This is a genomic window from Sphingobium sp. TomMM35A (genome assembly GCF_054771735.1).
Map to the genome: position 1 here is coordinate 436,084 of NZ_BSRC01000002.1, position 21,815 is coordinate 457,898.

General features: G+C 60.9%; 17 protein-coding genes. 9 read left to right on the forward strand and 8 right to left on the reverse strand.

Translation table 11 applies throughout. The features are described from left to right. Nucleotides 1-29 precede the first annotated feature (29 nt). Nucleotides 30-482, reverse strand: a complete 453-nt coding sequence (locus ACYU8T_RS15110; protein WP_201516417.1) for a MaoC family dehydratase — start codon at nucleotides 480-482, stop codon at nucleotides 30-32. Between the two features lie 362 nt (nucleotides 483-844). Here ACYU8T_RS15110 and ACYU8T_RS15115 point away from each other — a divergent pair, with 362 nt between their 5' ends. The 3 genes from ACYU8T_RS15115 (at nucleotide 845) to ACYU8T_RS15125 (ending at nucleotide 5,272) form a co-directional block, all read left to right on the forward strand. Continuing rightward, nucleotides 845-1,594, forward strand: a complete 750-nt coding sequence (locus tag ACYU8T_RS15115; RefSeq protein ID WP_097093269.1) for a helix-turn-helix domain-containing protein — start codon at nucleotides 845-847, stop codon at nucleotides 1,592-1,594. Between the two features lie 293 nt (nucleotides 1,595-1,887). Beyond that, nucleotides 1,888-4,356, forward strand: coding sequence for a TonB-dependent receptor (locus tag ACYU8T_RS15120; protein ID WP_461160115.1), 2,469 nt, complete (start codon nucleotides 1,888-1,890; stop codon nucleotides 4,354-4,356). Nucleotides 4,357-4,381: 25 nt separating this feature from the next. Further along, nucleotides 4,382-5,272 carry a Coq4 family protein gene (locus tag ACYU8T_RS15125; protein WP_097093344.1) on the forward strand — a complete coding sequence of 297 codons (891 nt, stop codon included), beginning with the start codon at nucleotides 4,382-4,384 and terminating at the stop codon, nucleotides 5,270-5,272. A gap of 75 nt (nucleotides 5,273-5,347) precedes the next feature. Here ACYU8T_RS15125 and ACYU8T_RS15130 read toward each other — a convergent pair whose 3' ends face one another. The 5 genes from ACYU8T_RS15130 to bktB form a co-directional block, all read right to left on the reverse strand. Next, nucleotides 5,348-5,872, reverse strand: a complete 525-nt coding sequence (locus ACYU8T_RS15130) for a VOC family protein (protein WP_461160116.1) — start codon at nucleotides 5,870-5,872, stop codon at nucleotides 5,348-5,350. 59 nt (nucleotides 5,873-5,931) lie between these two features. After that, entirely contained in the window at nucleotides 5,932-7,683 is a 1,752-nt protein-coding gene (locus tag ACYU8T_RS15135; RefSeq protein ID WP_461160117.1) for an N-acyl-D-amino-acid deacylase family protein, read from the reverse strand. Nucleotides 7,684-7,877: 194 nt separating this feature from the next. After that, a complete protein-coding gene (locus ACYU8T_RS15140; RefSeq protein WP_461160118.1) occupies nucleotides 7,878-10,262 on the reverse strand; it encodes a PAS domain S-box protein in 2,385 nt (794 codons plus the stop codon). A 124-nt stretch (nucleotides 10,263-10,386) separates the two neighbouring features. After that, a complete protein-coding gene (locus ACYU8T_RS15145; RefSeq protein ID WP_461160119.1) occupies nucleotides 10,387-10,698 on the reverse strand; it encodes a hypothetical protein in 312 nt (103 codons plus the stop codon). Nucleotides 10,699-10,872: 174 nt separating this feature from the next. Further along, nucleotides 10,873-12,054: a beta-ketothiolase BktB gene (bktB, locus tag ACYU8T_RS15150; RefSeq protein WP_461160120.1), complete on the reverse strand. Its 1,182-nt coding sequence runs from the start codon at nucleotides 12,052-12,054 to the stop codon at nucleotides 10,873-10,875. 177 nt (nucleotides 12,055-12,231) lie between these two features. Here bktB and ACYU8T_RS15155 point away from each other — a divergent pair, with 177 nt between their 5' ends. Next, complete coding sequence (locus ACYU8T_RS15155; protein WP_176502300.1) at nucleotides 12,232-12,891, forward strand: TetR/AcrR family transcriptional regulator; 660 nt, start codon at nucleotides 12,232-12,234, stop codon at nucleotides 12,889-12,891. Nucleotides 12,892-13,021: 130 nt separating this feature from the next. Continuing rightward, on the forward strand, nucleotides 13,022-13,741 hold the full coding sequence (locus tag ACYU8T_RS15160) for a TetR/AcrR family transcriptional regulator (RefSeq protein WP_461160121.1): 720 nt from the start codon (nucleotides 13,022-13,024) through the stop codon (nucleotides 13,739-13,741). A 7-nt stretch (nucleotides 13,742-13,748) separates the two neighbouring features. On the opposite strand, the gene ACYU8T_RS15165 is transcribed toward ACYU8T_RS15160, so the two are convergent. Further along, nucleotides 13,749-15,005, reverse strand: a complete 1,257-nt coding sequence (locus ACYU8T_RS15165; protein WP_461160122.1) for an MFS transporter — start codon at nucleotides 15,003-15,005, stop codon at nucleotides 13,749-13,751. Between the two features lie 535 nt (nucleotides 15,006-15,540). After that, a complete protein-coding gene (locus ACYU8T_RS15170; protein ID WP_461160123.1) occupies nucleotides 15,541-16,791 on the reverse strand; it encodes a TetR/AcrR family transcriptional regulator in 1,251 nt (416 codons plus the stop codon). Between the two features lie 122 nt (nucleotides 16,792-16,913). Between ACYU8T_RS15170 and ACYU8T_RS15175 the strand changes: the two genes are divergently transcribed. Genes ACYU8T_RS15175 through ACYU8T_RS15190 form a run of 4 tightly spaced genes read left to right on the forward strand, consistent with a single transcriptional unit; the run spans nucleotide 16,914 to nucleotide 21,811 of the window. Then, nucleotides 16,914-17,774: a TauD/TfdA dioxygenase family protein gene (locus tag ACYU8T_RS15175; protein WP_461160124.1), complete on the forward strand. Its 861-nt coding sequence runs from the start codon at nucleotides 16,914-16,916 to the stop codon at nucleotides 17,772-17,774. Between the two features lie 13 nt (nucleotides 17,775-17,787). Continuing rightward, nucleotides 17,788-18,642, forward strand: a complete 855-nt coding sequence (locus ACYU8T_RS15180) for a Coq4 family protein (RefSeq protein ID WP_097093261.1) — start codon at nucleotides 17,788-17,790, stop codon at nucleotides 18,640-18,642. Further along, entirely contained in the window at nucleotides 18,639-20,363 is a 1,725-nt protein-coding gene (locus ACYU8T_RS15185) for an N-acyl-D-amino-acid deacylase family protein (RefSeq protein ID WP_097093260.1), read from the forward strand. Before ACYU8T_RS15180 ends, ACYU8T_RS15185 begins: the two co-directional genes overlap by 4 nt. Before the next feature lie 2 nt (nucleotides 20,364-20,365). After that, a complete protein-coding gene (locus tag ACYU8T_RS15190; RefSeq protein WP_461160125.1) occupies nucleotides 20,366-21,811 on the forward strand; it encodes an FAD-binding oxidoreductase in 1,446 nt (481 codons plus the stop codon). The last annotated feature ends 4 nt before the right edge of the window (nucleotides 21,812-21,815 follow it).

Genomic DNA, 21,815 nt, shown 5'->3' on the forward strand with positions numbered 1-21,815 from the left:
AGGCACAAACGGATTGGCGGGGCTTTGGTTCAAAGCTTGAACTGGGTAATCCATTCGCAGATCAGCGCGGGCTTGTCCTCACCCTCGATCTCCACAGTGGCTTCTGTGGTAAGTTGTATTTGGCCTGGCCGCTTTTCGACGACCTCCAGCGACTTGAACCTGCCACGCACATGTTTGCCCGACCGGACCGGCGACAGGAAACGGAGCTTGTTGCTGCCATAGTTGATTTCGGTCGCGCCATCCGGGACGATGTCGCCGCGCGCATCCGCACACAGATAGGGCAGAAGGGAAAGCGTCAGGAACCCGTGAGCAATCGTCCCGCCGAAAGGAGACTGCTTTGCGCGCTCCGGATCGACATGGATATATTGGTGATCCTTCGTCGCTCCCGCGAACTGGTCGATCATCTCCTGACTGACGAGGACCCAGTCCGACACATCTTCCTTATCCAGTCGCGCCTGAAGATCGTCGAAAAACTGGGTCATAAGTCCACCTCTCCTGCCAGTACTGATCACCGCCTGACCAACATGGCAGGAGGGCCTCAAGCATCTTCGTCAAAGCTATGCTCAAGCCTTGCCGATTGCGACAGGAAAATGCTCCAGAGCGAACGATGCGCTCACTTCCGTCTTGTAAGCTGCATCGTGCCCCTTACCCTTCTGCGAAAGAAAAAAGCTGGAGAGACCATGATCTGGAAAGGTAACAAGCTTCGGCTGCACGGATATCGTGCAGCCGAAGAGTCGAGGGATGGATATCGATCACGGAAACGTCCGCGATCAAACATCGCAGTCCGCAATCTAGCGCCATGGCTGGAAGACATCATCCTCCGAGCAGCGAAAGGGATCATCTGATGAGCCCCCCTCATCCCTCCAGCGACCCCTTCGGCATGGAACATGAACTCCTGCTCGCGGCGCTGCGCCGCCGATTGAGAGCGGCGGGACTCACCCAGGCAGATGTTTCGCAAAAGCTGGGTGTGGGCACCGCAACGGTGAAGAGATGGCTGCACGGCCGGGGCCTTGGCCTGCGCACCTTGTCGCAACTGTGCGCTCTCGCCGACACCACCCTTACCGAAATCGCCGAAGAGGCGGCTGTCCGAGACCGGTCATCCGACAAGCTTACGCTGGCCCAGGAAAAGGCGCTGACCGCCAGCCCAGAACTATCGACTGTCTTCTTCATCATCGTCACGGGATGGCCGGTGTCGGAGGCCGAGGAGGGGTTCGGCATTCCGCCCGAACATATCGCACAGCATGTCGAAAGGCTGGAAAGGCTGGCCCTCATCGACCGGCTGCCCGGAGGACGGCTCCGCGCACGGCTAGATCCCGCGCACGTATGGCAACGCGAACCAATGCGGCGACATTTTGAGCAGCATATGAAGCATCTGTTCTTCAATCTGGATTATGGCGATCCCGATACGATCTTCGGGGTCGAAACCGTCAAACTCTCGCCCGTCGGCATCGCGCGCGTTGCTGAACGCATCGAACGGTTTAGGGCAGAATTGCGTGAAATCGCGCAGGTGGACCGCCGCACGTCCGCTCTGCCTGGCGAATGGCACGCCATCCTGGCCGTCGCCTCGCCGGTCACTCCGCTCATACCACGTTGATCGCTGATGGTGCTTGACGAAGGGATCATTTCAAGACACGCTGCATGCAAACAAGATAGCGCGGCCGAAGACTGATCGTTGGCTGACGCTATCAGGAGAGGATGCAGAAAGGGCTCGCGGCCATGTGCCGGCGACTAGGCTGCATCAGGAAGAAGATAATGGCGGCACACCGCCAAGCGTCCGTTGCCGGATGCGCATAGGCGCATTTGGTCGCGGTCGAAGGTCCGGGCTCTTAACAGGGAGTGCGGCCGTATCGAGGGATGGCATCGCCCGACGAAAGGAAGGGGATTGCCATGCGTTCATTCATTGCCGTTGCGTTAGCGGGCATATCATCGTTCGCCACGACAGCGGCCCTGGCGCAGACTGCCGACCCGGCCGGGCAGGCCACGGTTCAGGGGCAGCTGGCCGACATCATCGTGACGGCGCAAAGGCGCGAGGAGAGCCTGCAAAAGGTGCCCGTCGCCGTGACCGCCATCGGCGCGGAGCAACTCGATCAGCTGCGCGTCACCAATGTCCGCAACCTGGCCGGATTGGCGCCCAGCCTTCAGATCAACACGCAGGGCCTACAATCCAATCCCACCATCATCATTCGTGGCGTGGCGTCCGGCACCTCCAACAATGCCGTGGATCCAAAGGTCGGCATCTATCTGGACGGCGTCTATATCGGGCGAACGGTAGGATCGATCTTCGATCTGTCCGACATTCAACGCGTCGAAGTGCTACGCGGCCCACAGGGCACCCTTTTCGGACGCAACGCCACCAGCGGCGCAATCAGCCTTGTGACGGCAGCTCCATCGGGTGAGTTCGGCGTTCGCGGGACCATTTCCTATGGCAATTACGATGCGTTTCGCACGAAAGTCTCCGTCGATCTGCCCGCCTTTGGCCCTTTGTCGGTCAAGCTGTCCTATCTGCACGACGAGATTGAGGGCGATTATCGCAACCGGCTGGGGGGCCGCACGATAGACCTGCGCCAGCGCGATCCGTCCTTCGGCGTGCAACGCATTGCCGACCGGCTGGGCGAACGCAATGTCGATGGTATAGGCGTCGCGGCAAGACTGGATTTGGGCGACCTCACTGCCGACTATCGCTTCGATTATACCGACGCCCGTTCCACCGGCCGCGCGATACAAAGCTTCGGCGTCATCCCGGATGCATCAGGCCAATTGCTGGCGCCGATCATCGCTTTCCAACCGCTGTTCGGCGGGATCACCAATATCTCGACCGACCGGCTGACCTCAGTTGCCAACGCCACAAGCGCGGAACATGTGGTGACGCAAGGGCATAGCCTCACTTTCACCTATCCCGTGAGCGATGAGATCACGATCAAGAGCATCACTGCCTATCGCAAGTTCCGACAGGACCCGAACATCTACGACCTTGGCGCCACAGGCGGCCTGCGCTTCACGACCGCACAACTGCAGGCACTGCTGGCTGGCAATGTTGCGGGCGTACTTGATCCCGCTAATGCGCCGGGACCCAACGACTCCTTCTTTTCCCTGCTAACATCCCGATCAACCAGTCAGAAACAATTCACCCAGGAATTTCAGGTCCAGGTCACATCTGAAGCATTCGACCTGACTGCGGGCCTCTTTTACTTCCATGAAAACACGCCCGCGACCGACATATTGGGTATTTTCCAGCCCGTCGCGAACGGCGTCGTCCTAAATACATCGACCGTGGGAGTGATACCCGGGCTTCCCGTCGGACAGCTGCCTTTCGACATCAATGGCGACGGCGTTATTGATGCGGCGGACTTCAACCCGTCGCTCGACAGCATATTCGGCAGCGGCCTGACCCGCACCCGCGCCACCAATGACAGCTACGCAGCCTATGGCCAGCTCACCTACCATCTGACCGACACGCTCGATCTGACCGGCGGCCTGCGTTACACCATCGACAAGCGCGAAAACCGGATCTTCGCGGTATCAGGCGGCCAAGGCGGGCAGCTGGGCGTCGGTGACTATAAGGTCGATTACAAGAAGGCGACCTGGGCGGCCATCCTGACATGGAGGCCGAACAATAATGTAACCGCCTATGGCAAGGTCTCCACCGGCTACGTGACTGGCGGCATCTTGAGCGGCATCCCCTATAAGCCGGAAACGCTGACCGCCTATGAGCTTGGCCTGAAGACGCAAAGCTGGGGCAACAGGCTGCGGACCAACATCGCCCTGTTCTACAGCGACTATAAGGACCTTCAGACCCAGAACTTCATCAACGGCCGCCAGTTCTTCGACAATGCGGGCAAGGCGAGCATCAAGGGCTTCGAGCTTGAGGCGGACCTGGTTCCGGTACGGGGGGTAACGCTCAGCGGCAATTTGAGCTACACTGACCTTGATTATAAGAGCTTCATCCTGAACGGGGTCGAAGTTGCCGATATTGCACGCACCACTTTCGCTTCCAAATGGCAGGGCCGCGCCTCCGTCCAGTATGACAGCCCGGACATGAACATGGGCGGCCATATCTCGGCTCGGGTGGACGGGCGTTATCGCAGCCGCGCGCCACTCGTCTCGACACCCTTCTTCGACCTTGCAGGCAATAGCGCCGACCTGAATCGCTACGCCTACACCAAGGCATATTGGCTGGTCGATGGACGGATCGGCTGGGTGGACATGCCCTTGGGCGGAGCGAAAGCGTCGCTCTCTTTGTTCGGCCAGAACCTGTTCAATCAGCAATATAATCCATTCGGGTCGCCCGTCCTGCAACTCATAACCAGCTACGAGCGCGGGCGGACCTATGGTGTCGAGCTTGGGGTAAGTTTCTGAAGACAGAATGTAGAGGAGAGAGATGATGGAAAACGACATTTCAGCGCGCGTCAGCAGCGCGGATTTTGCATATTATAACGGCTCTGGGCCGGGTTTCACGACCGAAAGCTCGGTCCTGATAAGTTCCTCGCCCTATCTCAACCATCCGCAATTGCGGGCTTTGATCGCACAGGAAATGCTGCGGCGGAACGGCGCGGAACTACCTAATACCGCCTATATCCCGGATGTCGTGAAAATATTGATGGAACTGGAGGACTGGCCCCGCATCTTCCAGCTGTTCGAGGAAGAAAAAGCACGGCTACCCGAGTTCAAATCATGGCTGGACGGAAAGAAGGTATCACTGTTCAAGACTGAGGAGCTTGCAGGCGCGGAACCCGGAACCCTCCGAGCCGTGATCTACGACTTTGTCGTTAACAGCGGCTATAATATGGACCATTTCTTCCAGGGCATGGAGATCAAGACCGACTTCGACTTCTACATGAAGGAGCGGACTCATACCCATGACATTGAACATATGATCACCGGCTTTGAGACCAATCATGCCGGCGAGGTTGCCCTTATCGCAGCCAATATGCGGGCGCTCTATCAATATTTCGTGCCCGAACTCGCGTCCTTCTTCAACCGGGTCAGCTCTTATCTGCGTGCCAAGACGATGATGAAGAGCGGCCTCTTCTATCCAGAGGCGGTCAAGGTGGAACTTGAAGCGGAGGACATCGGCGCGGCGCAGGGCCGGAACTGGAAGCATCCGCTCTTCCTCATCCCCTATCGCGACTATCTCGATTGGCAGGTGCAGGACATTCGCGAGGAGTTCGGCATCACCAACCCGCCCAAGTCAGGTGAGTGGGCATGGACCACCGCGATCAGCGAAGACCCGAGACCAAACCACCAAGGCATGACCTCCATGGCGGCGGAATAAGTCCAAGCGGCGCTGTCCCTGTAAATCAGGGGCAGCGCATAGCTCTTATGCTGTCAAATCATGGGAGAGTCGCCGTCAGACGGCGGCGAAGTCAATCACAGTGACGGGATCGGCTCCGTCCCAGTTACGAGCAGCGGCTATCCCCGCATCGCACATGCCGCGCATGTCCGCGCCGCAGATAAATTCGAACAACTGCCCGGGCTGACCCGGAGCGCGCAGATAGGCGACGCGCGTCGCGGGATTATGGGCGGTGAACAGCAATTCCATGCCGCCTTCCACCGCCGTTTCGACTGCGGCGTCCAGATCATCAACTATGCGGGCGACATGATGAAGCCCTAGCAATCGCTCGCCATCATCGGAACGATAGGGCGACGGGGCATCATTCGTCGCCTCGATCAGTTCGATCTGCACACCGTCCTGATAGGATAATCCGACATGCATCGTCACCCGCGTCGGCTGGCCGCAATATTTACCGTCCAGGGCGACATTGCGGAATACCGTCCAGGGACCCACGCCTGAGTGACTGATCCAGCTATCGATGCTGGCATCCAGATTTTCCACCAAAATGCCGATCTGGTCGATAGCACCGAATTTAGCCAACCCCCATCCCCTTCGCAAGGCAGGATGCGGAAGACGTCAGCCTCCCGCATCCCCTTCTTTTACTCGGCCGCTTCCAACGAAGCCAGCGCGTCATTCGCCGCCGCCGTCGGTTGCAGATATTCACCCGGACGAGCGCCGGTGTAGCTGCTGCCGTCAAAGGTCTTGACGCCATTCACCAGCGTGAGCCGCATCGGCGCGGCCGGGCGGGTGAAGCGCCACGTCGTGCCTCCGTCACCATCGGGCACGTCGAACCGCTTCTCCATGTTGCGATATTCAACCTCGCCCAGATTGAACACGGCAATGTCAGCGCGGCGGCCGACCTTGATCTCGCCCGTGTCATGCAGGCCGAAGAAATTGGCGAGCTTGCCCGTCTTCACATGGATCGCCTGCTCCAAGGTGAGCAGCCCTTCGCGGACATATTTGGTGAAGAGCAAGATATTCTCGCCGCCACCGCACAGCATTTGAAGATGCGCGCCAGCATCGGAGATATTGCCGACCGTCTGCGGGTCCAGCATCAGTTGGATCGTCAGATCCTCATCCTTCGGGAATGGAGCCATGTGCACCGTGGATTTGGTGCCATTTTCAAGGATCCACTGCGCCATCGCGTCAGAACGATGCAGCCCGCGCGCTTCCGCGAACTCCTTCAGCGTCCCGCCTACCGGCCCAGCGCCATTTTCGCTGTCCAGCAGATAAAGGTCCTGCGGATTGTTCATCGGCGAATGCGGCCAGGCCTTGGTGTCCCAGCTCTCCCGGGCCCGCGCCCGCCAATCGGGATCAGCCAGCAACCGCGCCTTTTCCTCATGCGTCTCGGCGAGGACGACCTCGTGCCAGACATAGTCATTGGACTGGGCGAAGATCAGCGACTTGACGAGGCTGAGCGTGCTGGTCGGCGAAACATGCGCATAGCCGGGCCACACATCGATCCCTTCTTCCTTCAGCTTAGCAAGCGTGTCCTGCAACCGAGGCAGAATATCCTTCTGGAATTCCAGCGTCGGGACAGCCCCTGCCACCTGCATCCGGATCGCCCGGCCCTTCGTCAGTCGCCCAAGCCGTTCCAGGCTCTCCGGCCCGGTCTTGCGCATGAAGGTGTCGATGATGACCTGGTAGGTGGTGCCGGGATAACGTTCCATCACCGAAAACAGCGCCTCGAACTCCGCATCATCGGCAAGCAATGTGGGAATGGCGCGGTCGTCGCCATCATGGTCGTGCAGATTGTCCGACAGGCCAAGAGCGCCAGCGGCCAGCGCGTCCTCCAGCAGTTCGGCCATGCGGGCAATTTCTTGTGGAGTCGCCGCGCGGTCCCATGCCTCGACGCCCATGGCCGCAAGGCGCAGGGCAATATGACCGACGAAGGCGGAGTAATTGGCGGGCAGGCTGATGTTGCGCGCCATTGATGCCTTATATTCCGACCACTTCTCCCAATCCCAGGGGACGTTCTGAAGGAACGGCTTCAACGGGATATCCTCGAAGAAGGAGAAGATCTTGATCATCTCCAACTGCGCGGCCTTTTCCTTCGAAAGCGGCGCGGCGCTAAATCCGCAATTGCCCAGAATGACCGTAGTCGCGCCATTGCCGGGCAGCGGATCAAGGTCCGGCTGCCACCACATCGTCGCGTCATAATGGGTATGGCTTTCGATGAAACCCGGCGTCACATAGCAGCCGTCAGCGTCAACGACCTCCTCACCGGCGGCGGCTGTCAGGCCCGCGCCAATCTCGGTGATCCTGCCGCCTGCCACGCGTACGTCGGCAGGATAGCCGGGCGCGCCTGTTCCGTCGATCACAGTGCCGCCACGGATCAGAATGTCCGTCATCTCTCTCTCCTCTTGAGGCTTGTTTTCCCTCGAGCCGAAGCCATTGCATCTGTGTCGCCTGTCTACGGGCGATCGTGCTGGACACAGGCTATCGCGAGCGGGACGGCCGCCGCAAGTTCACCTTCAAACAAGTCGGCGATGGGATCATGTCATGATCCGCCGTGGTATTGAGTGATGATCCCGTCCGGCTTGGCTCAGGATGCGTCGGTAAGCATCGACCTTATCCGGGTGGCCAGCGCTTCCATGGCGAAGGGCTTCGTGATCATCTCCATTCCGGGCTCCAGAAAACCCGATGCAAGGGCAGCATTTTCCGCATAGCCGGTCATGAACAGGACCTTGAGCGACGGCCGCAATTCCCTCGCCGCATCGGCCAGTTGGCGGCCGTTGAGCCCCGGCAATCCGATGTCGGTGATCAACAGGTCGATCCGCCGCTTTGATCTCAGCATTTCCAGGCCGCTAGTGCCATCGACAGCCTCCAGCGCGGCGTAGCCGAGTTCATGCAATTCTTCCAGGATCAGCCCGCGCACGACCGACTCATCCTCGACGACCAGCACGACCTCACCCTCCTCCGCATGATGCATCGGCCCGGGTTCTGGAAGCGCCTCCTCATCCTCGGCGCTGCCATGATGACGGGGGAGGTACAGCTTGAACGTCGTGCCCTGACCCACTTCGCTGTAGATTTTCGCATAGCCTTCGGACTGCTGCGCGAACCCATAGATCATCGATAATCCGAGCCCGGTGCCCTGCCCGATCGGCTTGGTTGTGAAAAATGGCTCGAATGCCTTGCTGATGGTATCGGCACTCATGCCGATGCCTGTGTCGCTGACACAGAGGCAGACATATTGCCCGGGCCGAACGCCCCGCTGGCGAGCCACATAGGCGCGGTCCAGATGCGCGTTGCAGGTTTCGATGGTCAGCTTGCCGCCATCCGGCATCGCGTCCCGCGCATTGATCGCAAGGTTGAGTATGGCGCTTTCCAACTGGTTCGGGTCGCATTTGGTGACCCACAACCCACCTGCTAGCACGAACTCCAATTCGATCCTTTCGCCGCTCGTCCGGCGAAGCAGATCCTCCATGGATGCGACCAGCCCATTGACGCGCACGGGCTTGGGGTCGAGCGGCTGGCGGCGGGAAAATGCCAGCAGACGATGCGTCAGCGCAGCCGCCCTGTTGGCTGCAGTGGACGCGCCACTGATGAAACGGTCCAGCTCATCGACGCGCCCTTGAGCAACACGCCGCTGCACGATCTCAAGGCTGCCCGTGATCCCCTGCAAAAGATTGTTGAAGTCATGGGCAATACCACCTGTCAGCTGCCCGACCGCCTCCATCTTCTGCGACTGGCGGAGCGCTGCTTCGGCCTCGGCCAGCGCGGCAGCGGCCTCGACCTCCGCTGTGATGTCGCGCCCGAATCCATAGAAGGTGTCGTTTTCCGGCACCGTCGTCCACTGAATGATCCGCTGGTCGCCATCCTTTGTTCGCAAGGTGGTGCGATAATCCAGCAGCGGCATGCCTTCGCGCAAGGAATCTACTCGCTGCTGCCAGCTGTTTTCATCCTCCACCATAAAGTCAGTGCTGCGCCTGCCCAGCGTCTCTTCGCGCGACCAGCCGAGCTTCTGCGTCCATGACGGATTGACGTCGGTGATATGGCCCTGCGTGTCCGTCACGACCTTTAGGACGGGCGACAGGTTCCAGATGCGATCCCGGTCTCGCGCCATGTGCCGTTCTTCGGTGATGTCGCGGCCGACGGCGTGGATACGCCCCGCGTCAGGCACAGCCGTCCAGGCGAGCAGCCGGTATCCGCCATCACGCATGCGATAGCGATTTTCAAACGCCAGCGTCGTGATGCCTTCGCCTAGTTTCTCAATCTCCTGACTAGTGCGATCCACGTCGGCAGGGTGGATGAACTCGGCGAGTTGATGGCCGATCATCTCGTCCTCCGCCCAGCCCAGCATGCGCGTGGCGGACGGGTTGACCGCTGTGATCCGTCCGTCGAACGTGCAGACAAGCAGCAGGTCGCGCGATATCGCCCAGAGCCTGTTGCGATCATCCTGAAGGCGGCGGTTCGCCAGCACCTTCTCGGTAGTCTCGATGACGATCGCCACCACGCCGATCGCTGTGCCGTCCTCATCAAGAACAGGGGAATATTCCAGGTCGGTCCATAATTGCTTGGGCGTGCCGTCGCGGATCAGGGTCAATTCCTGATCCTGGTAGGACAACGTCCCGCCCTCGCGATATACCTTCTGCATCACATTGGCATTGAAGTCGGCAACCTCGTGCCAGCCTTCCAGGACATTGGTGCCCAGCAGAGCGGGATGACGGCCACCCGCGAACGTGCGATAGGCGTCATTATAGATCATCACGCCCTTGTCGCCCCAAAGCGTGACGATCGGCACCGGCGATCGCAGCACGAAGGCCAGCATGCTTTTCATGGCGGTTGGCCATATATCGATCGTGCCGATGCTGGTGACGGACCAGTCGAACTGGGCGATGCGGTCGCCCATTTCACCGCCCCCACCCAGAAAATCATTATAGTTGCCGCCCGCTTGCCCGCCCAAAATCGTCACACGCTTCACACCCATTAGGCCACAGCGCCAGTTTTATGGCTTAGCGGCGGCCGCTTCCGACCGACCGGAACTCCTGATCGCTCAAGGAGTTCCGCAGGCTGGCTGCAGCGCGCCTCGCTCAACTTTTCATTCGGATGGGTCAGGCAGCGGACTGAAGCTTCACCGTTTCGCTGGCCTCTGCCACATTCGCGCCATGGGCACGACGCTCAGGCTCCATCATCAGCTCGATAAAATGCCACCATGCCGGAGCGGCAGGACGCATACTCAACAACTGACCTTGGCGGTGCACAGCGATCCAGCGGCCATCTTCCCGTTCATATTTCCAGTGCGGATCGCAGTTCAGCGGGACTTGCTCAAATTCGTCCGCACGATTTTTCTGGGATCCGATCGCGCGTAATTGGCTTGGAACTTCGCGGCAGACGCCGCCAGGAAACTCGACGAGAACGGACATGATCTACTCCATGCCAGCGGTTCATCAACCGCCGCCCCGTCTAAACGCACGACAAGTGATTGAGTTCTCAAAAGAAGGTGAGGTTTAACATAGATGACGGATCATTGACGTCCGCCGCCAGCATGAGCGAAGGAGCCGAACGCCGCATCACGGCATTCGGCTCCTCCTCAATGATCAGCCGACATTCTCGATTACCAAGGCAATGCCCTGGCCGCCACCGATGCACATCGTTATGAGCGCATAACGACCACCGGTCCGCTTCAGTTCGTAGGCAGCCTTGATCGTCAGGATCGTGCCCGTCGCACCGACAGGGTGGCCAAGCGCGATACCCGACCCGTTCGGGTTCAGCTTGTCGCGATCGAACGCCAGCGCATTGGCAACGGAAAGAGCTTGCGCCGCAAAGGCTTCATTGGCCTCGATCACGTCCATCTGATCAAGCGTCAGTCCAGCGCGCTTCAGCGCCACGGGCGCCGCCTTGATCGGCCCCTCGCCCATATATTCCGGCTCTACGCCCGCATGTCCCCAGCCAAGAATCTTCGCCAGCGGCTTCAATCCCCGCCTTTCCACTTCGCTGCCGGTAGCCAGCACGACGGCCGCCGCGCCGTCATTGATGCCGGACGCATTGCCTGCCGTGACCGTGCCGTCCTTCTTGAACGCAGGGCGCATCGCCGCCAGCGTTTCGATGATGGTGTCCGCGCGCGGATGCTCGTCCGTATCGAAGATGGTGACGCCCTTGCGCGTCTTGATCTCGACAGGAACGATCTGCTCCTTGAAGCGCCCTTCCGCAATCGCCCGCACCGCACGCTGATGCCCTTCAACCGCCAGCGCATCCTGCTGTTCGCGCGTGATGCCGTGGCGTTCGGCGCAATTCTCTGCGGTTACGCCCATATGATAGCCGCCGCTTGCGTCCTGAAGCCCGCAAACCAGCGCATCCTCGACCGGGTTGTCCCCCATCTTGCGGCCCCAGCGTGCGCCGTGATCATGATAGGGCACGTTCGACATGGACTCAGCGCCGCCAGCCACGGTGATCGCCGCTTCGCCGAGCTTCATCATCTGCGCCGCCGACACGATCGCCTGTACGCCCGACCCGCAGAGCCTGTTCAACGTCAGGGCGGGCACCTCGAGCGGAACGCCAGCCTGCAATGCTATGGTGCGCGACAGCATGCCATCGCGAGCGCTAGTCGGCATGACCTGGCCGATGACCACATGCTCGACGTCAGACGCCGGAACGGCAGCACGGGACAGCGCTTCCTTCACGACGATGCTGCCAAGCTGCGACGGCATGAAGGGCTTCAAGGAGCCGCCGAAATCGCCGATCGCCGTCCGAGCGCCGCTTACGATATAGATATCTTCCATCATCTGGTCCTCTGCACGATTGGGGTGCCAGTGCTGCACTTGCACGCGCTCATGCGCCCCTGTGCACGGGTGTCAAGAACAATGCGCATCTTGCCGCGCCGATGTGGGGCTCTCGCCCATCCTCCCTCAATGCGCGCCATATGGCCAAAGCACCAGCAGCCGGTTAGGGTGAAATCCATGACCAGCATCGCCCAAGGCGCCATCAGCGAACCGATCGTCCAACGGACCAGCAAGGGCCAACGCACGGCCGACAGGTTGCTCGATACCGCCGAATTGCTGTTTGCGCAGAAAGGCTATGACGCGACTGCGTTGCGGGACATCGCTGCGGCTGCGAACATCCAGCAGCCCGGGCTCTACAAATATTTCGAAAGCAAGGACGCCCTGTATCGCCAGGTCCTGCAACGCGCATTGCAGCCATTGGCCGACGAGATGGAAGCGACCATCACCAGGTCCCCGCAGGAGGCCTCATTCCGCACCTTGACCGATCGGCTGGTCGATGTTCTGACGCAGCATCCTAATGTCTCCATGCTGCTCATACGCTCAATCCTTTCCTCCCCGTCGGACCGTGACGAAATCGGCATGGCATGGGTGGAGCGGCTGATCGATTATGGACGACGCATCACGCAGGCGGCGGAGTTGGAGCCTGCGGCAGAGGATTTGATCCTTCAGACTGTGGCGATCTTCAACCTGATGTTCGGTTATTTCTGGGCCGCACCCGTGTCGCGGAGCTTGGCAGGTATCGACCCGCTCTCACCAGCCATGATCGAACGGCAAAAGGCTTTGCTCAGCCGCTTCATAGCGACGATCGAACAAGGTAAGCCGCTCAGCGACCCGTGACGGCGGCGAAAGCGCCTCGCCCTCAAAAGGAGCAGATGGCGGCAGCAACTTGTATCCCTTCCGTAAAGCCTTAGACTTTACCATCGTCGCCTGCCGCGACGCTGCCTGTTCCCGGAGTATATTTCCACCAATGCCAGCCACCCGTCTCTCCAGCGCCGGTCGCCGGGCCTCCATCATCGCTGCGGCCAGGGCGGTTTTCGCGCGCCACGGGCTTGAAGGCGCACGGACGCAGCAGATTGCGCGCGCTGCTGGAGTGTCGGAGGCATTGCTGTTCCGTCACTTCCCGACGAAGACGCATCTCTACCGCGCCGTGTTGCGCGAGGTCATCACCGATCAGAATATCGTCATGCGCTCATTTGGCGAGGCAGAGGCAAGTAGCGAGGGCCTGCTCGAAATACTGCGCCGCACGTTCAGCTATGCGATGGCGGGCATGCATGCCGTCAACGCGGAAGGATTGCGCATGGTCGTGGGCAGCCTTGCTGGTGACGGAGGCTATGCCCGCCTCGTCTATCGGCGCGCATTGCGCATGACGCTGCCCAATCTGGAACGGGCGATCGAAGCGGCGAGGGCTGATGGAGGCATCGCCGGAGAGACGCTTTCAGTCACCAATGCCGGGGCCTATGTGGAACATGTCAGCACGATGATGATGATGGCCCGCTGCCATGACAAGGTCGCGATCCCCTATGACGAAGACCGCGCCTTGCGCGACGCGATCCTCTTCTGCGCGCGGGGCTTGGGCGTGGACGAAGGGCGCATCCTGAAATTCCTCAAGCAGATGAAGCCGAATGAACCTGGGGATGCATCCTTTGTGAAACCTGCTGCCAGCGTCCCACCTTCAAACGCCGACTGAGTGACTCCTACTCTGCAAGTCGGTTTGCGGAGCGAGATGCGGTTGCCCGCGCCATCGCCACGAAAATTATGACCACGAGCGCGCAGCCGCCGATGATGATCAAGGCGACTGGCGTATACCCCCCGACCGCGTCACGCAGCACCCCTGCAAGCGGCGGCAGGAAGAAGGTCAGCGGCAGGGTGACGAGGCCGAACAGACCGACGACACGAGGGAGCGACTGCTGACCGAACAAGCGGCCCGAGAGCATGTTGATCGCCGGGAACACTCCGGCGCCCCCTGCCCCCAGCATGAGCGATGCCAATGCCATGATCGGAAAGGAGATGGTCGAAAGCAGAGATGCCCAGCTGATCGCCAGACCCCCCGCAATGAGAGCCAGTGCCAAGGGTGCCCCCAACCGGCCACACAGGAAGCCGATCGCAAGCGAACCGATCACCGCTGCTCCACCCATGATCGACAGCAGCCCCGCCGCCTCATCAGCCGCCACCCCGCGTTCAGCGACAAAAGCGACAAGGTGCGACACCCCGGTGATGCCGACGGCATTCAGGTAACCAGCGCCAAGGCACATCACCCAGAAGGCAGGGCTTCGCAGCACGGTGCGATTGGGCAGCATTGCACTCGACTCCCCGGCATGCGGGTGTCCCGGCTGCTCCCCGCCGTCCTGCGGCCCGTCCGCCACGCCCAGCATCACCGGCAATAGCAGGACGTGCAGCGCCGCCAGGATCAGGTAAAAGGCGGACAAGCCATGGTCGCGCAGGATGAAGATGCCCACCATCGGCAGCAGCGCTACGAACAGCGGCATGTTAGCGACGCCAAGTGCTGGCCCAGGATTATGCCTGAACCAGTTGCTGGCGAGAACGCTCGACGGAAATGGGCCGAACATGGCGAGGCCCACCCCAATGGGCAGGGCATAAAGCAGCAGCACGACAGGCATGCTTGGCGCGATCGCCAGCAAGGCATAGCCGATACCCGACATCAGCGTACCCATCGTCATCGTCCAGCGCAGCCCGATCCGCCCGATCAATGTCGCCACAAGCGGGCTGACAAGGCCCATCATCAGAACGGCCAGAGCCAAGGCAAGCGTCGTCGCGCCCCGACTGGCCCCATGGAGTTCCTGCAACGGCAGAACGGAGATCCCGAAACCGCCAAAGGCGCTGCCCACCGCAACATTCTGCGCGAGGAAGGCGCGGAACACCATCATCCGCGCTCGCCCACCATGGCCGCCCGCAGCAGTGCCCGCGGCAACAGCGCCCGTCATCCCATTCATTCATGAGTCTCCTGCTGGACTTTGGAGAGCTAGGCCAGTTCACCCCTCTTCGCTGGCAAAAAGCAGTCCATCCGTCACCTATTCACGCGATATGGCATGCCCGCCAGAATAAGCGGACACCATTATCGGCCGCAGCCGAACAGACGGTGTGTATTCGTGATAATCATGCCTCTCTCTCCCGAGACTCCGGCCTTTTGCCCGATATTATGTTCTTGATGAGAACTGTCGATGCTGGCCGCCGCGCAAGCAATGGGACGAATTCAAATCTGTCCCGCTCAGCTCGTTTTCGCGAATATCCAGCCTCCTCTGCATGTCTCGCCAGACGGGCGAAGATCATGTCCTTTGCACATTCTCCGACGCGCTTGGACGAAAGGATGATGACGGGGCTGCGTAGCTTTGTCAAAGCACTATTTGCCGCCAAAACCTCCATCGGGGATCAGGCATATTCCTATGCGGCGGGGTTCATAGATTTGGCTGCGCATTGCAGGCTTGGCGGTCCGCCTGGCATCGCTGGGCCAACGGGATGCCGACAGAATCACAACGTCGCCAAATATCCGTGCAGGAATATGGTTGCTGCGCGCTCGGCATAATATCGCCTATCGGACTCCGCGACCGGATGACCTCCCGCAAGCAGGCGGTTACCCCTCATGGCGAGCACCAGAAGTTGTCGCGCGTGCCACTCAGCACTCTCCTTGATGCCAAGGCTTTCCAGCCAAGGGATTAGACCATTTACCCAGGGCTTGCGCAGGACGAGATACACCTCCCTCGCCAAGGCCGCATCGCGCCGCGACTGGCTGATAACGGCACGATGCAGGCGGATGGATGTGGTAGAGGTCAGGCTTTCGAGCGCCGCCTCCACATATTGACGGAGTGCAACGGCATCATCCCGACCCAAGGGAAGCACGGGCGGTTTTGCCCCACAAGCGCAGTCGGAGGCCAATATCCGCATAGCTCCTGCGAAAAGCCCGGCCTTGCTCCCGAAATGCCGGTAGAGCGTACCACGCCCGACCCGCGCCTCCTCCCCGATGAGGTTGAGGTTCGCGCCCTCAAAGCCTTCCTGCAAAAAATAGCGCCCTGCCACGTCCAGCAAGGTCCGGATATGGGGAAGCGGTTCCTCGAATGGCGAAAGCCTCATATCCGCCAAAGGCTCGGGCGGCGGCAATCCGGCCGCTCCGCCACCCCCGGCCCCTTGCACAAATAGCGCAACGGCATGGCGCGCGGCCCACTCACGCCCTTCCGGTGAGGGGGCAGGAAAGCCCATGAGCACGACCGGCCCCTCAACCGCGAGCGATCCGAAGTCCAATGCCAGTTCCAAGGGGACCGGGCGGTCGATGCCCTTCTCCCGCGCATGATCCTCCAAAGCCTGCCGCACGGGCTCCAGGCGCATCCCCTGACCACTCTGCAATGATGCTGCCAGGTCCGGCATCTTGTGCGCCACGCCAGCGGCAACCCAGAGCGCACTGAACATGCCTTGGTCCAGCGCCGAATCGAGAATAACCCTAGCAAGTCCTGCCAGTTCAGACCCGCCCGTCGCTACACTTTCATGCACCGCCGCCGCGCGCGCGTCGAACTCCGCTCCTTGCGCTTCCAGAGCCGCGCGGAACAATGCTTCCTTGTCGGCGAAATAGCGGTAGATGGTTTCCTTGCTCACCCCGGCGGTGCGAGCGATCGAATCGATGCTGACGGCATCGAAGCCCCGCTCCACAAATTGCGCGCGCGCCGACAACAGCAAGTGACGGACGCGCGGCGATGACACCTCGCCCCTCCCTTCTGCCACCAATTTCATCCAGAATCCTTGCGCATTGTCGGGCTGCTATACCAGCCCGTCGCCCGGATACACCCATTGTTGTTGACGGCAACCGAACGGTTCGATACCGTTCGTCGGAGAAAAAGACGGAGAGGCATGAAATGGCACTGCCATGGACGGAACGGCCACTGGAGCCGTTCGGTGTTGAAATCGGCATCGGGTTGCAATGGCCGCTGCCCGACGGTTTCGAACAACGGCTGACCGAATTGTTCGATCGCCACAAGTTGATCCTGTTCCGTAACCAGCAACTCGACGAAGCCGATCAGGTCAGGCTGCTCGAAAATTTCGGCCGGGTCCTGGGATCACATGGCGAATATCGCGAAATCTCCAGCGATGGCGCGCTGGGCTCCGGGCCGCTCACCTGGCACAGCGATCTGGCTTTCACGGAAGAGCCCTTCAAGATCATCTCGCTGCACGCCGTTGCCGTTAATGACGGACAAAGCTGGACCGACTTCGCCAACGGCGCGGTTGCGGCCGCCGCCCTGCCATCGCAGTTGAAAGCCGCCGTCGCGGCCCGGGAAGCGGTCACAATGATCGCGCCGATCCAGACGCACCGGTCGGTCGGCTACGACAGTTCGGCCGACATGCCGCACCAGGTTCGCCCGGTCATCATCCCTCATCCCCGGACTGGCGAGCCGATCCTCTACATCAGCGACATGCAGACCGCTCGTATCGTCGGCATGGACCAGCCGGACAGCGACGCCACGCTCTCAGCCCTGTTCGCCGAACTCTATCGCGACGATCGTGTCTACCGCCACCATTGGAACAATGGCGACCTCGTCATCTGGGATAACATCGCTCTCCAGCATGCCCGCGGCGACTTGACGGGTATGACGCCTCGCCGCCTCCAGCGCATCGTCGTCGCGGACAAGAGCTTCTTCGACCTCCTGCCGCAATTCAAGGTGGGCGATGAACGGATCAGCGCCTGGGGTTCAGGCAACAAGCAATTGGTTTTGGATTGAAGGAACGAGAAACATGGTCGACATTCCCTATCTCGCGCGCGGCCTGATGCCTGTGGAAACAGACAGCAGCATACTCATCTCTTCGTCCAAATATCTCAATAATCCCCGCCTGCGCGAATGGTTGGCGATGATCCTGTTGCGTCGCAACGGACCGGACGTGCCGCCTCCTGCGGAAATGTATGAATTCCTGCCGATCCTCGATTCACTGCGCGATTTCGACGCGATCGAGGACATGTTCACGCAGGAAAGAAAGGTAAATCCCGAACTGGATGCATGGTTCAGCGAAGGCTTCATCTCCACATATACGATCGAAGATTTCAAACAATATGAGCCCGGCTCTCTCGGCGGCATCTTCTACCAGCAGATGACGGCCGGAGATTATGAAATCCAGATCACGCCCTGGAAAGAACCGGAAACGCAGCTTCAATATTATAATCTGCGTTCGGGCCAGACGCACGACTTCGAACATATCCTATGCGGCGGCGGCTTCAACTTCATGGGTGAGCTGGTGCCTTACTGGTATCGCCTCACCAACGTGCCCAAGCATATGCGCAACCCGCATCTGGCGGCGGAGGTGAACATGATCCAGATATTCGGGTCGCTCCGCTACACCGTGCGCACGATGCTTCACTATCCCGAAGTCTGGCCGACCGCCGTCAACGCGATCCAGCGGGGCATGAAGGTGGGGCAGCAGAGCGACGCCCTCTTCATGAAGAAGCTCGAAGCCGTGTTCCACCTGCCGCTGGCGGAAGCGCGCGAGGCGCTGGGCGTGCGCGGCGTCGAAGATGTCGACACCTCGCAAGAGGGCGCCTTCTGGGCGTCGGACGGCAAAACCAGCCTTGAACCCATCGCGAGGGCCGCCGAATGAGCGCATGCGACCTGCTGATCCGGGGCGGAACGATCGTCGACGGCAGCGGCGGTGAGCCGTTCGTCGGCGACGTCGCGATCGCAGACGGGCGGATCGTCAGCGTCGGCACCTTTACCGGCGATGCCCGCGAAGTGATCGATGCGGCGGCCCTCACCGTCACTCCCGGCTTCGTCGATATCCACACCCATTATGATGGTCAGGCCATCTGGTCGGAGGAACTCTCCCCCTCCTCCTCCCATGGCGTGACCACGGTCGTGATCGGCAATTGCGGCGTCGGCTTCGCGCCATGCCGCCCTGCCGATCACGACCGTTTGATCCGCCTGATGGAGGGTGTGGAGGACATTCCCGGCGTCGTCATGGCAGAAGGGCTCAGCTGGGATTGGGAAAGCTTCCCCGACTATCTGAACGCACTTGAAGCTCGCCCCCGCGACATCGACGTCGCTGCCCTTCTGCCCCATAGCCCCTTGCGCGTGTTCGTGATGGGCGAACGCGGCGCGCAGCGCGAACTCGCGACGCCTGCCGACCTCGAAAAGATGCAGGCCCTCACCCGCGAGGCGCTGGATGCGGGCGCGATTGGCTTTGCGACCTCGCGCCTGCTCATCCACCGCACCAAGGCGGGAGAGAATATCCCAAGCTATCAGGCCGATGTGGAGGAACTGAAGGCCATAGCGGGCGCCATGCGCGACGCCGACACCGGCGTCTTGCAGATGGTGCTGGACGCCCCCTTCTCCAGCTGGCCCGACGAACTTGCCCACCTTCTCACGGTCGCAAAGGCAGCGAACCGGCCCGCGACCTTCACCCTGGGCACGTCGAACACGGGCGAGCCGGTCTGGCAGGAGGCGCTGCGCATCTGTGAGGAAGCCAATGCGCAGGGCCTGAAGATCAGCCCGCAAATACTTCCACGCCCCGTCGGCATGATCTGCGGCTTTGAACTATCCAGCCACCCCTTCTCGCTCTGCCCAAGCTATGAAGCGATCGCCGCCCTGCCGCTCGACCAGCAGCTCACGCATCTGCGCGATGGCGATTTCCGCGCCAGGCTCACCACCGAGAAGCCGCATGAAGGCCATCCATTGGCGATGATGACCCGCAACTGGGACTGGATATTCCCGCTCTCCGACCCACCCAACTATGAACCCCCGGCGGAAAGCAGCGTCGGCGCGCAGGCCCGCCGCCTCGGCATCACCCCGGAAGAAGTCGCCTACGATCTCATGATGAACGGCGGCGATGGCCGGGGAATGCTCTACAACACACTCGGCAATTTCTATAATGGCCGCCTCGACACGGTGCATGACCTGATCACCCACCCTGACACCGTCATGGGACTTGGCGATGGCGGCGCTCATTATGCCGCGATCTGCGACGCAAGCTACCCCACCTTCCTGCTGACCTACTGGACCCGTGACCGAGCCGGGCAAAAGCTCAGCATCCCTCAGGCCGTCCGCGCGCTCACCTCCCGCCCGGCGGAGACCATGGGCCTGCGCGACCGGGGCAGGATTGCTCCTGGCTACAAGGCGGACATCAACATCATCGATCTTGAAGCGCTGCACCTCCATGCCCCGCATGTGCGACACGATCTGCCCGGAGGCGGTCGTCGGCTGGACCAGAAAGCGACCGGCTTCGTCGCGACCATCGTGTCAGGCGACGTCATTCGCCGCAGCGACGGCGCGACGGGTGCACGACCGGGAAGGCTCGTCAGAGGCGCTCAGACTGCCCCAGCTTGAAGATGGTGGAGCAACATGCCGAACCGCTGTATCGTATCTCATCGACCACGGGAGAGACGCAGATGGCGACGGCGGCAAAGATCCAGCAGACCGATTGGACTGCGCTGCGCACGATCTTCGGCGACCGGTTCAGCGACAGCGCGGCCGTACGCGATCATCATGGCCGGGCAGAAACCTTTTATCCTGCCATGCCGCCGGACGCGGTGGTCTATCCCCTGAACACTGAGGAAGTAGCCGCCGCCGTCAGCTTCTGCAACGAACAGGGAATTGCCGTTACGCCTTACGGCACCGGCACGTCGCTTGAAGGCAATTTCCTTGCCGCACGCGGGGGTCTCTGCATCGACCTCTCCCGCATGGATCAGGTGCTGCGCGTCAGTACGGACGACCTCGACTGCACGGTTCAGGCAGGTGTCACGCGAAAGCAGCTCAACACTGAGCTCCGGGACACCGGCCTGTTCTTCCCCGTCGATCCCGGCGCAGACGCATCCCTTGGCGGCATGGCTTCGACACGGGCGTCGGGCACGAACGCCGTCCGCTACGGCACCATGCGCCAGAATGTGCTGGGACTGACCGTCGTCCTTGCGGATGGGCAGGTCATCCGCACCGGCGGGCGGGTCAGGAAATCCGCTGCCGGTTACGATCTTACCGGACTTTTCGTCGGGTCTGAAGGCACATTGGGCATCATCACCGAAGTCACCCTGCGCCTATATGGTCAGCCGGAAGCCATCTCCGCTGCCGTCTGCGAATTTGAAACTCTGCGGGGCGCGGTGAACGCCGTCATCCAGACGATCCAGATCGGCCTCCCCGTCGCCCGGATAGAACTGCTTGATCCGCTACAGATCCGCGCGATCAACGCCTATAGCCGCATGAATCACCGCGAATGTCCCACCTTGTTCCTGGAATTCCACGGCACGCCCGCAGGCGTTGCGGAACAGGCTGAAAGCTTCGGCCAGGTCGCCACCGAGAATGGCGGCGGCAATTTCCACTGGGCGACGAATACCGAGGATCGTACCGCCCTGTGGGACGCCCGGCATAAGGTGCACTATGCCAACCTCGCTCTGCGGCCCGGTTGCAAGGCCATCGCCACGGATGTCTGCGTCCCCATCTCGCGCTTGTGCGACTGTATAGAGGAAACACGCCGCGCCATCGACGACAGCGGACTGACCGCGCCCATCGTGGGTCATGTCGGTGACGGCAACTTCCATGTCGTCCTCGTCTTCGATCCGAACTCGGCGGACGAAACGCAAAGGGCAAAGACGTTGTCGGAACAGATCGTCGCAATCGCCCTCGCCATGGAGGGGAGTTGCACTGGCGAACATGGCATCGGCATCGGCAAGAAGGCGCATCTCGTCACGGAACATGGCCCCGCCGTCGAGGTGATGCGCCAGATCAAGCGGGCGCTTGACCCGGCCGGGATCATGAATCCGGCGAAGGTGATCGACGTCTGACGCA

What these genes read in the sequence shown, in the direction of transcription:
- ACYU8T_RS15110 (WP_201516417.1), bottom strand. Translation starts at nt 482, where the DNA reads ATGACCCAGTTTTTCGACGATCTTCAGGCGCGACTGGATAAGGAAGAT.
- ACYU8T_RS15115 (WP_097093269.1), top strand. Translation starts at nt 845, where the DNA reads ATGAGCCCCCCTCATCCCTCCAGCGACCCCTTCGGCATGGAACATGAA.
- ACYU8T_RS15120 (WP_461160115.1), top strand. Translation starts at nt 1,888, where the DNA reads ATGCGTTCATTCATTGCCGTTGCGTTAGCGGGCATATCATCGTTCGCC.
- ACYU8T_RS15125 (WP_097093344.1), top strand. Translation starts at nt 4,382, where the DNA reads ATGGAAAACGACATTTCAGCGCGCGTCAGCAGCGCGGATTTTGCATAT.
- ACYU8T_RS15135 (WP_461160117.1), bottom strand. Translation starts at nt 7,683, where the DNA reads ATGACGGACATTCTGATCCGTGGCGGCACTGTGATCGACGGAACAGGC.
- ACYU8T_RS15140 (WP_461160118.1), bottom strand. Translation starts at nt 10,262, where the DNA reads ATGGGTGTGAAGCGTGTGACGATTTTGGGCGGGCAAGCGGGCGGCAAC.
- ACYU8T_RS15145 (WP_461160119.1), bottom strand. Translation starts at nt 10,698, where the DNA reads ATGTCCGTTCTCGTCGAGTTTCCTGGCGGCGTCTGCCGCGAAGTTCCA.
- bktB (WP_461160120.1), bottom strand. Translation starts at nt 12,054, where the DNA reads ATGGAAGATATCTATATCGTAAGCGGCGCTCGGACGGCGATCGGCGAT.
- ACYU8T_RS15155 (WP_176502300.1), top strand. Translation starts at nt 12,232, where the DNA reads ATGACCAGCATCGCCCAAGGCGCCATCAGCGAACCGATCGTCCAACGG.
- ACYU8T_RS15160 (WP_461160121.1), top strand. Translation starts at nt 13,022, where the DNA reads ATGCCAGCCACCCGTCTCTCCAGCGCCGGTCGCCGGGCCTCCATCATC.
- ACYU8T_RS15165 (WP_461160122.1), bottom strand. Translation starts at nt 15,005, where the DNA reads ATGAATGGGATGACGGGCGCTGTTGCCGCGGGCACTGCTGCGGGCGGC.
- ACYU8T_RS15170 (WP_461160123.1), bottom strand. Translation starts at nt 16,791, where the DNA reads ATGAAATTGGTGGCAGAAGGGAGGGGCGAGGTGTCATCGCCGCGCGTC.
- ACYU8T_RS15175 (WP_461160124.1), top strand. Translation starts at nt 16,914, where the DNA reads ATGGCACTGCCATGGACGGAACGGCCACTGGAGCCGTTCGGTGTTGAA.
- ACYU8T_RS15180 (WP_097093261.1), top strand. Translation starts at nt 17,788, where the DNA reads ATGGTCGACATTCCCTATCTCGCGCGCGGCCTGATGCCTGTGGAAACA.
- ACYU8T_RS15185 (WP_097093260.1), top strand. Translation starts at nt 18,639, where the DNA reads ATGAGCGCATGCGACCTGCTGATCCGGGGCGGAACGATCGTCGACGGC.
- ACYU8T_RS15190 (WP_461160125.1), top strand. Translation starts at nt 20,366, where the DNA reads ATGGTGGAGCAACATGCCGAACCGCTGTATCGTATCTCATCGACCACG.